This window comes from Aliikangiella sp. G2MR2-5, from assembly GCF_015687155.1.
Classification (GTDB): domain Bacteria; phylum Pseudomonadota; class Gammaproteobacteria; order Enterobacterales; family Kangiellaceae; genus Aliikangiella.
This window is the reverse complement of the sequence record NZ_JADPQF010000005.1, coordinates 77,174-88,076: the sequence shown is the minus strand read 5'-3', so window position 1 is coordinate 88,076 and position 10,903 is coordinate 77,174. Positions and strand designations below refer to the sequence as shown.

Genomic DNA, 10,903 nt, shown 5'->3' with positions numbered 1-10,903 from the left:
TTCTTCTCATATCTCAAATCAAGTTAGAAATTTTCATATAAAATTGGCAAAAACTGAGAGCTATTTCATATTTTCAGACATGCTCTTTTTTAAAAACATGATGGTTAAAACCGCAATGATATACTCTTTCCAGTTGGAAAGTATTTCTTCTACCGCCCATTTCAAGAAGAAATGAAAACTCAAGCGTTGTGACATCTAGTTACGTGAGATGTAGTTACGTGAAGTGTAGTTATTTTACGCTTTATGCTACTGATTTTAACGATCGCCATCAGCTTTTAGTAACACCTTTTAAACTAAAGGATTAGTATCTAAATGAGCATTATTGTCAAAGCGAAGAACCGCAATAATTATCAACTGATCGACGACAAGGCAGATAACTTTGCAAATGTTCAAAGTACGGCATTAAAACCTTTTCAATATGAAAATTTGATTGAGCATATTTCACTGGAAAGTCCTAATAGCTGGGATGCGCTCTGGCAAAAACTTGCACCTCAAGACAAAGACGTCAATATCGATGAATTTAAAGTTAAAGCTGAAATTCTCAAGCAGTTAAAAGAAGATCGCTTAAGAATAATTCCCAAATCAACAGCAAACTCCAAGCTGACTTCCAGTAGTACCGGTAGCGAAAGCAATAGTCAGTCAATTCCTGCCCCACAGGCACTCACTTCGGTTGGTCACGAACAAATGACTCAATCACCTCTCTCGACCTATACTCAACTCCAGGGCGTGATAATTAATGAGTCCCCTGCTCAGGTTTCAGGTAGTAGTGAGGGCGCACAAACTTCCGAATGCACCGTTACCAACGGCTGCCCAATCAGCATGATTTCGGGTGAGGAGCTACTCGTTGTTGAGGATACACAGCTCCCTGGTCCTGTACCTTTTCAATGGAAGCGAACCTACCGAAGCAGATTCAACAAGGATATCGGCCTCGGATTCGGATGGACTTTTGCTGGTAGTGAGCGCCTATTTTTTAGTGAGTCGGCATTAGAGTACTACGATGATGAAGGTCGCTGCATTCTGTTTAAAACACCTCAAGTTGGTCAAAAAAGTCTTTATTTGCCTGAAGCATTATCACTCATTAGACACAACGAGTTTAGCTTTATTCTGAAGAAAAAAGGCCAAAACGACAAGGTTTTTACTGCTGTCAGTGGCAACTCGCCCTACTATCGATTGACCCAAATTCGCCATCGCCATTATCAGCCGAGTAAAAGCCATAAAGACCCAGCTAAAGGATATGCCATTAACTTGCATTACAACAGCCAGGATCAACTCAGCTGGCTAGAAGGCACCTGGGGAAAATCATTATTGCTCACTCGCAATGAACAGGGTCGAATTGCTAAAATCGAACTATCAAATCAGCTGACCAAAAGCCGAAAAACCGTTGCCGAGTACGATTACAATGATGAAGGTGATCTTATCGCCCATCGAAATGCCAGGGGTGTCGGTGAGCAGTATCAATTTAAAAACCATTTGTTAACCCAGCGAACTCTCGTTACCGGCTTCAGTTATTACTATGAATGGGATGGAGAAGACCACACGGCTCGCTGTCTTCATAACTGGGGAGATGATGGGATCTACGATTATAAATTTGAGTGGGAGCCACAAAATAAAATCAGCCGAGCAACCGACGGTCGCGGCTTTACCTCGACCTACCGCTATAACGAATATGGTCAGGTTATCGAAGAAATCGATAATGAAGGATATAGTCACCGGTTTCATTATCAAAACGGTCGTAGAGTAGAATCCGTCGATCCGGAAGGCAATAAAACCCAGTTTCTTTACGACAGCGAATGCAATCCGATTGGTGTGAGAGATGCGCTTGGGCACTCGGAAGTTTATAGTTATTTCAAAGATAATCTGACCGGATACAAAAATAAAGCCAAAGCCCGATGGAGATACGAATACAACGACAAAAACCAACTGGTTAATGCGTTCAATCCCTTTGGTGAAGCAACTAAATATACTTATACCGCGAGCGGACTTGTCTCATCAATAACAGCTCCGGGTAATAGACGTCAACTTTTTAAATGGAAAAAGTCTGGTGAACTGGACAGCATCACAGACCCTCTAGGTCATGTTAAAAAGTTTGTTTATAACGAATGGGGCCTGCTGGTTAGCAGCGAGCTAAAACTCGAAGGCGATATCCCCGTGAGAACCACATATTTTGAATATAACGAAACCGGCAAGTTAACGCTAGTCAAAAGTCCCGACGGAAAGTCCACAGAATATTTTTACAACGAGAATGATCAGCTTATTAAGCATATTGATCCCGACGGCCGAATAACTCAGTTTGAATACGACGGGCTCAGTCAGGTTGTCAGACGAATCAATCCTGAAGGACATATCTTAAGCTATGAATATGACAAGGAAAGAAATCTTACGGCATTAGTCAATGAAAACGGCGAGCGTTATCAGTTTTTCTATGACGGTAATGAGCGTCTGATAAAGGAGATCGGATTCGACGGGCGTGTTCAGGAATATTGCTATAACTCAGCCGGATATCTGATCAAATATATTGACAGCGACGAAGTTGAAACAGAGTTTACACGCGATCCTCTAGGTCAAATGGTAACCAAACTGAGTCGCTCGCTAGTTAATTCAGAAAGTCCCGTTGAAAAAAGTCGATTCGCCTACGACTGCCTGGGGCAGCTGATCGAAAGCTACAATAACAGTCACTATCTGGCGTTTGAATACAACCTGATGGGCAACCTTATCAACGAGCACCATAGCCGCATCAACGCCAACAAGGAACGACTTCAATCAAGTTACAAGGACATCAAATATAAGAATACCTGGCCAGGTATTAGAACGAAAATGACCTTGCCCGATGGTCAGGTCATTAATTATGGCTACGATGAATCTCTTCAAGTAGCTGTGATTCTGCACAATGATACACCAATTTTCCAAATTGAGAGGGATGCTATTGGAAGAGAAGTTGCCAGAAAACAAGGAGAGTTAACCACCCTTTCAGAGTACGACCCGATGGGCCGACTTCAAAAACAACATGCACTTCACCGTCAAACTAGAGAATCTCGAATTACTCGCGAGTTTGGTTATGACCAGTTTGGCAACTTAAATAAAATCATCGATGGACAGGTACAAATTCGCTATGCTTACGATTTGCTTTCCCGACTAAACAAAGTCGAACAGATTCATAATGGCGAGGTTCATCTCGAAGAATTCTATTTTGATCCGGCCGGAAACCTGCTCGGCGAAAAACAAAGCAACCAGGCCAGACAAGCGGCTGGTAATCGCCTGAAGATGCAGGGTGATCGTAAATTTTTCTATGATAAACGTGGCAATCTGATTCTGGAAAAGCGCGGAAAAGAAGGCAAACTGGAAACCTGCTATCAGTACAACTTGCAAAACCAGTTGGTCAAGCTGGAAAAGCAAGGACAAGTCACTGAGTATAACTATGACTCTCTTGGCCGTCGCCGCGAAAAAATCGATGAATTAGGTACCACCACTTACCTGTGGTCAGGCGATCAGATGGTGCAGGAAGAACACAATAATATCCAGAAAACTTACGTTTTTGAACCTGAAAGTTTTAAACCGGCGGCCATGGTTCAACATGACAAACTCTATCATTACCACCTCGACCATTTAGGCACGCCGCAAGAGCTATCAGATGAGCAAGGTAATATTGTCTGGAAAGCGCGCTACAAAACTTATGGAAATGTCGCCTACAAAGAAGTGGAAGATGTCGAAAACAATCTCCGCTTTCAGGGACAATATTTTGATGAAGAAAGTGGACTGCATTACAATCGGCATAGATATTATAACCCGAATGTTGGTCAGTTTATAACACAAGATCCCATTGGGTTACTGGGTGGAATAAATAATTATCAATATGCGCCTAATCCGACAGGGTGGGTTGATCCCTTTGGATTGAAGTGTGTGGAAAATACTTGGAGCGAGTTTCAGAGAAATCAAAAAAGTCAGAATACCAATACTCAAGAAGCAACTACAGTCTATAAAGAATTAAAACGACAACAATATCCATGGCCGTTTGGTTATGACGATTTTAAAAATATTAGACGAATGGATGTTGGAGATAGATTCGACATGATGGTTAATAATTTAGTGGCAAATTCCCTCGAACGATTTGAAACCAAAGACCATATTGACAAGATAGAATATGGCAGACAAAGACTTCCCATCAAATAAAGTCGAAGATTATCTCTGGATAATGTCATAACATATAGAGCAGAAAAAAGTGAATAGATATTGAGTAGCATGAGCCGCACATTGATTCTGAAGTTCTTCTAAAACAATAATTAAATAAGAATATATTGACAATCAAGACACTCATACCGATTTAATAAATCAAGTAGTCCCCATCTCAATTTAATATATATTTATTGAATTTTATTTTCCTTAACGATATTAAACAGATATCAAAAATATGAAATAGTATAATCAAAACCGAGAGCATGAGGTTCTCGCTTTAACATATTTTACCTAAGGAAAAACAAATGAAATTCTTAATCAAGTCCTGTACTTTGGCATTACTTGCAGCTAGTTCCAGCCTTTCTTTCGCTGAAACTATCAACTTCGAAATGCCATTCCCTAGCACTACTGCAAACTCATTTTATCCAACTCTGGATTTGAATCAGCTTAACAAGGTAAATCTGACTGTAGAAAGAAATATCTTTTCTCCAGAAGATACCATTAAGAGTGTAAAATTGGACTTTGCCAACGCTACCGACATAATAACTTCCAATCTAGCTTATAGCCAATCGGCTAACAAATATGTCGGAACTATCAATGGCGCCTGGATTTATCGACAAGTCGGCATAGAAATTAATGCCAGCCCTCAAATTTTAACAAATGAAAACGTATCGATCCGATTATTTGTGGTTGAGCAACAAAGCAACATAAACAATCCCGAGCAAAGTTTTGGTCCTGATCTGGTAGTAACTGAAGGTGTACTATTCAACGTTACACCTAACCCTGTAATTGACTCGGCCAATGTACAAGTTGAAGATAAAAATCTGAATTTGAGACTTCATCAACGAGCAGATAGTGTTTCTTTACCCACAGTATCTGGTGAAGGCTTTATTATTGATGCTCGATGGCTAGGACACGGAGACAGAACGCTTATAATTCCCGCTCCTTATAACATAAACGATATCAACTTTAAGACTGTAGCAATTAATATTGAAAGCTATCCTCTACCAGATGGGCAAATTGATCATATGATTTCAATTACTTATGAAGATATGGGTGGTTATCAGCAAACAACGCCGTTTGAGCCATTAAAACCCTTATTAGAAAATGCTTATCAAACTACGCCATAAAGTATTATTAATAAAAAGCCGAGACTATCGCTCGGCTTTTTCCTCGGGTCTTTTATCTGTCAAATCAAAACTTAAAGTTATGGACAGAAGCTCCTGATCTTCTGCAGTTCAACTGCCGCAGCATTAAATGTATAAGTTCCGCTATCACTTACAAAATAATACACCATATCATTTGGAAGCATTACAATTCCTATACCACCATAACCAGACATGTAGCTTACCCAGGTTCCTGATGGACAGGAGTAGAGAGATGAACTTCCCATGTCCCAGGTCCAGACCCCATTAAGGTAGCGATTTTCATCATTAAAAGTTGCCAATCCTAAATCGTCTCCTTGTAATAACATGTCATCGACTATTTCAGAATCTATCACCTGTTGTCCATTAATTTGCCCGTGCGACTTGGTCAGAAACTCTGCCACCTTAACCAGGTCATCCTTATGAAAGGTCATGCCGTGACTGTAGTACATATCAGCCTGGCTATCGGATGTTCTAACGGCTTTGTAGGTAACGGGACTTAATCCGAGCGGTTTATATATTTCATCAACTACCTTGTCGTAAATATCTTGTTCACCGACGAATGCATCTAGTGCATTTCCTAAAATATAGCTATCTGAAGAGTGGTAAACCATTTTACTTCCTGGCACTGCTTTACGGGAGTATTCATTACAACTATGGTTTATTTTTTCATCATGCGTATAGACTAGAAAAAAATCATTTTTAGCTGCAGTTCCTCCTTCATCCGACTCATAGCCTGATAAATTATAGTTGCCTGTAGCCATATCAATTAGATTTTCAAAAGTAACATCTGTCCACTGACCGCCACTACACTCAGGAACATACTCAGAAACAATTGAATTTCGCATATTAGAACCATATTGCTCTGATAGCAGCCCCAGGGCAAATGAAGCAAAAACTGTTTTTGCTGTTGAATATGATGGTAAATCCATCACATCGCAAAACGGATAATTACCATAACGAGTTTTACAGTTTGCCGTATAATGCACACCGTCGATCGCTACACCAAAGGTTACAATATCATCACCCTGTTCACTTGCAAATTGAGAGTGATCAATATCATATTGCGCAAAATCAATATCCAGCTGCTCGATTGACTTAATCGGCATTCTGCGAGCAACTTCATTTTCATACTTGGCAAAAATAGCAGTCCCGCTTGTAATCGAAGAAGGTATGTAGGTTGCATCTACCATCCCCCAAAGATCATATTTAAAATAGTAACAAGTTTCGCCACCTACCTGAACTGCGGCGTTTGTTATGCTGCCATCATCTTTAAATAGAAAACTAATGACACCATTATGAGTACAGTTCGCACCACTTTCTTGCAAAGCAAAAGGAATTGCAGCTCGACTATAGCCATTATCTCCAACTTCATCCCAAACTCTTCCAGGTTCAATAATCCACTCCCATGAAACAGATTCTGAAGCCACGATTAATCCCCTATTCACCGGAACAATATGTGAGCCAGATTGTATAAACTCAAAATCGAAAATTGGTAACTCTTCTTCATCGACATAACTTCTTGCGAGTCTAGTCCCCTGTTCTTCAAAGTTTAGTACTTTTTTCTGGCCATTATTTAGCACCAGCCTGCCTTCAAACCGGTTGGCAGGCTCCGCTGCGTTTTCAGGCAAAGCATATGCTGAATAATCCAGACGGTCCAAAGAACTTCCATTTAGTGTTGCAGCTGTTAGTTCAACTCTATTGGTTACACCATTGCCAGTTAGCGGCTCAAAAAAACCATCAGGCGTTCCACTACCTCCCCCTGTTTCATAGCCGCTACCAGATAAATCAATATCAAGCGAAGACTCATCGCTATCGTTACTATTGACAGTGATGGCAGCGGTATAGCTTTCTACAGCTGACGGAGTAAAGCTGACATCAATTTGACAACTTGTGCCAGCAATAAGACTCAGTGGGCAAGCATGAGTCCAACTAAAAACTGAATCGTTGCTATTGCTAATTTGTAGAGAAAGAGGCTCATTTCCCAGATTATTTATTTCAACCGTGTGGACAGATGTTTGTCCTAACAAAACTGAGCCGAATACCCCGCTGCCGCTAATTTCAATCTCAGGACCTGAGGCACGATTACCAGTAACAGTGACATTGTCTCCCCAGCAATAATCTCCAAGCAAATTGCCCGTACTCCTGAAGCGCAACTGTAGATCTTTGTTTCCACTGGCGCCAGCTTCGTTATACGCTCCTTGAGTAAATTGCTTATTGTCTTGACCATCAATTTTCTTAACCAGTGTTTGCCAGGAACTTCCTGAATCTACAGAGATTTCCGCATAACACTCATCACCGCTTTCCAGCCCGCTAGCAGCAAGATTCATGATTACAGTAACATTCTGATAAGTTGAAGTATCAATGTGTGTAGTTGCAGTAGCGGTTCGTTTTAGTCTCAGAGCGTAAGAGTCAATGGCTACTGTGCCACTGGTCGCAACATTTCCGTTTACTTCCCAGCCGTTATAATTCTGATCTTCAAAATTATCACTCAAAATAGTTTCTGCATTTAAAGGAAAGTACAGACAGCTCCCAACCAAAAATAAGATTAAAACAGGTAAGTTTTTGTTGTTATTCATATAGCCCCCAGTTGACCTTTTAGATTACTGAGCCTAAAGCCTAAACAAGGGAAAAAATATTGGTAGTACCAAATTACCAGCGCAAATGGAACCAGATAATAAAGATAATGAACTAAGATTGTGAAACAGACTTCTTCTCGTAATGACTCAAAAAATTCGCAGCAAATAAAGATGTAATGAGGCTTATCAGTAGCACGACAACAGCAATTAAAATAACCCTGTTATATTGTCCTTCTCCAAGTAGTATTCCGGTGATTACCGGCCCCGAAGCTAGTCCCAACTTAGAAGCAAGGCCCCCCATAGCCGCTACCTGCCCATTGCTATCAAGCTGTGCACACATTGCAAATAAATAGGGAATAACAAATGCCCAAGTGATTCCCACTCCCAAATTAGCCATTATCCAAATAGTCGGATTAGCGCTGAAAATCAGAGCCCATGTACCCAGCGCGGTTAGTCCGATCCCTATCAACAAGGGAACAGAAACACCAAAACGGGTAGATAGCCAGATAACTAACAAGGAACCGACTATACCTATCCATGCAGCCCAGCCTAAAGAAGTACTAATAAAAGCAATGGAGAGTCCAGAGTTCTTACCTAAACCCACAATAAAAGCATAGAGTCCCATGTTAGCCGCCTGGAACAAAAAGATTGATAATAAAACTAGTATAAGAGTTCTTTCTGTAAGTAGCTTCCAACAAGAGGATTCAAAAGAACGGCTTTTCAGATTGGAAAAGTCTGGAATAAACGGCAGCATCACTAGGGTTATCAGACTAAAAGCAACCAAGCTGCCGTATAGAATCATTATGCCAAAGCTCTCTACGAGCTGTGGAATATACATCATCCCCAACCCTCCGAATCCAAATTGAACCAATAGTAACATCCCGAACGTTCGATCGGCTTGCGGTGTTTTAGAAATCAGAGCAAATCCTATACCAACCAAACTTCCTCCAACAAAACCATGAATAAACCTTACTGCCGCTAATATGTTTGCTTCGGAGACCAGGAAAGACAGAAAGTCGATTGCAATGAGAGAGAGCAACAGCAGATAGGAAGATGCTCTCCAGTTAATTTTCTGTACAAAGAAAACAATACAAAATGCACCAAAGGCCGCACCGTAAACATTGGCTGAACCAATTAAACCCGCCTGCTGATTGGTGAAATTTAAAGTCAGCTTCAGACCATCAACCAGCGCAGGCATAATATTAACGTAAAATAAGCCTGCCGTTGCCAGGAAAGAAACAAGCACTCTGACTAACATACCTTCAGCATCGACTTTTGGTATACCCATTTCAGCTCTTATAGAAAAATTTTTCACAAAACCTCACATACGGAAAAGTACTGACTTAATTCCTTCAAGGCAGTCAACCATCGATATTCTCCGTTATCGGAAAAGTTATAATAAATTAACTCAGGCGAAATCATCACAACGCTTATCCCACCGTAGCCAGACATGAAAGGAATCCACCTTTCTTTCTTACAGTCTAGAAAATCACTGGCTTCAATAGCCCATACTCCATTGTTATACGCCAATTTATCTTGTTCTGTTTTTCGGCTAGCCGGGGCAATGCCCGGTTGCAACGAACTTTGTAAAAGAGAGAAAGAAAGAAGTTGTTTTTCTTTTTCTAAATTTAACTGCCTGAAAAGAAAGCGACTAATTTCAACAACATCTCTGGCTTTATAAGTCAGGCCCCAGCCGGTAAAAGTTTGATTGACTTGATCGTAAGTTCGTTTGCTCTCATTCAATAAAGGCGATAGCGATAGTTTCTTCCACAATCCTTGAACAAACACCTTTTGATAAAAGTCTCCCTCCTCAACAAACTTATTAAAGAGCCTTTGCATCATCACTCCCGCCAGATAAGTATCCGATGTGTGATAAACAAAATTTAATCCAGGCGCTGATTTATTTGTGAACATTTCGCAAGCCAGCTTTACTTTAACTGCGTGAGTCTCTGCGAGAAAAAAATCCACCATTTCTTTCGAAGACTCATCAGCATTCGGCTGTTTACTTGAATAATTGCCAGTTCGCATATTAATCAAGTCATTCAGGGTTACATTCTGCCAATTTTTTACGCTACACTCAGGGAGAACATCTGTCACTTTAGTCAGTCTGATATTTGGGAATTGCTTTTCCAGAATCATCAAGCCAATTCCAGCATAAATTGTTTTTGCAGTAGAATAGGAAGGTAATGAAACATCATTACAATCAGGAAAATCTCCTGCACGAGTTTGACAACTCAAAATATAATTCTTTTTTCCAATAAAAATCCCGCTAAGAGTTACAGCTTGAGAATTTAAATCAATTAGCTTTTTTATATCAATCTCAGGATAATCATCCGAAAAATTGGAAGCAGTATAGTTGGTTATTTCCCTATCATCACTTACCTTTTGGATACCTGATTCAGTTCGTCCATTTGCTATTTTTTTTGGAAAGTACTCACCTTGTACACCACCAACCAGGTCAAACTGAAAATAAGCGCAAGTTTCACTAGCCACCTGATAGACACCATCAATAAATTCTCCACTCTGAGTAAGCCTGACTTCAATTACTCCATTATGAGTGCAATTTGCATTAATCTCCTGAAGCGCAAATGGAAATACTACCTGTACAACTCCGCTTCCTGATGCTACAGGGCGAATATCCCCAGGCTGAACAACCCATTCCCAATAAGGATGTGAACTACGCTGTACGCTTCTCTCAATGGGTATAAATTTCAAATCTCGAACGGTAAAGCTAAATTCAATAGACGGTAGTATTGATACTTTGAGCTCTTCTCTTCTACTAACTGAGTAGTGATCTTTGATTACATTGAAATATAAGTTCTCAATATTAGCCTTAAGATGAAGTCGACCGTCTAAAAGCAGCTTGTTGTCCGTAGTATTTTGTAAAACATTATCGTCTGGCGGGTAAAAATATGACATTGGTATCAAACCATCAAAGCTATGCGCAATGACAAACGAGCCTCGATAGAAAAACGAGAAGCAGCAACCTGCCAGGACGAGCAAAACCTT

6 protein-coding genes are annotated in these 10,903 nt (G+C 40.4%); 2 read left to right on the top strand and 4 right to left on the bottom strand.

What is annotated here, in order from left to right; all coding sequences use genetic code 11:
- Nucleotides 1–60 precede the first annotated feature (60 nt).
- Nucleotides 61–195: a hypothetical protein gene (locus tag IYN84_RS21505; RefSeq protein WP_256435637.1), complete on the bottom strand. Its 135-nt coding sequence runs from the start codon at nt 193–195 to the stop codon at nt 61–63.
- A gap of 117 nt (nt 196–312) precedes the next feature.
- Here IYN84_RS21505 and IYN84_RS15765 point away from each other — a divergent pair, with 117 nt between their 5' ends.
- Nucleotides 313–4,167, top strand: coding sequence for an RHS repeat-associated core domain-containing protein (locus IYN84_RS15765; RefSeq protein WP_196140218.1), 3,855 nt, complete (start codon nt 313–315; stop codon nt 4,165–4,167).
- A gap of 308 nt (nt 4,168–4,475) precedes the next feature.
- Nucleotides 4,476–5,300: a hypothetical protein gene (locus IYN84_RS15760; RefSeq protein WP_196140217.1), complete on the top strand. Its 825-nt coding sequence runs from the start codon at nt 4,476–4,478 to the stop codon at nt 5,298–5,300.
- Nucleotides 5,301–5,377: 77 nt separating this feature from the next.
- Here IYN84_RS15760 and IYN84_RS15755 read toward each other — a convergent pair whose 3' ends face one another.
- From IYN84_RS15755 to IYN84_RS15745, 3 genes are all read right to left on the bottom strand, one after another.
- The gene (locus tag IYN84_RS15755) at nt 5,378–7,894 is read right to left on the bottom strand and encodes a choice-of-anchor D domain-containing protein (protein WP_196140216.1); all 2,517 of its coding nucleotides are present in this window, start codon (nt 7,892–7,894) and stop codon (nt 5,378–5,380) included.
- 112 nt (nt 7,895–8,006) lie between these two features.
- Nucleotides 8,007–9,182 (bottom strand): MFS transporter, encoded by a 1,176-nt coding sequence (locus IYN84_RS15750; RefSeq protein ID WP_196140215.1) that lies wholly within the window; start codon nt 9,180–9,182, stop codon nt 8,007–8,009.
- 23 nt (nt 9,183–9,205) lie between these two features.
- The gene (locus IYN84_RS15745) at nt 9,206–10,813 is read right to left on the bottom strand and encodes a hypothetical protein (RefSeq protein ID WP_196140214.1); all 1,608 of its coding nucleotides are present in this window, start codon (nt 10,811–10,813) and stop codon (nt 9,206–9,208) included.
- Nucleotides 10,814–10,903: the final 90 nt, after the last annotated feature.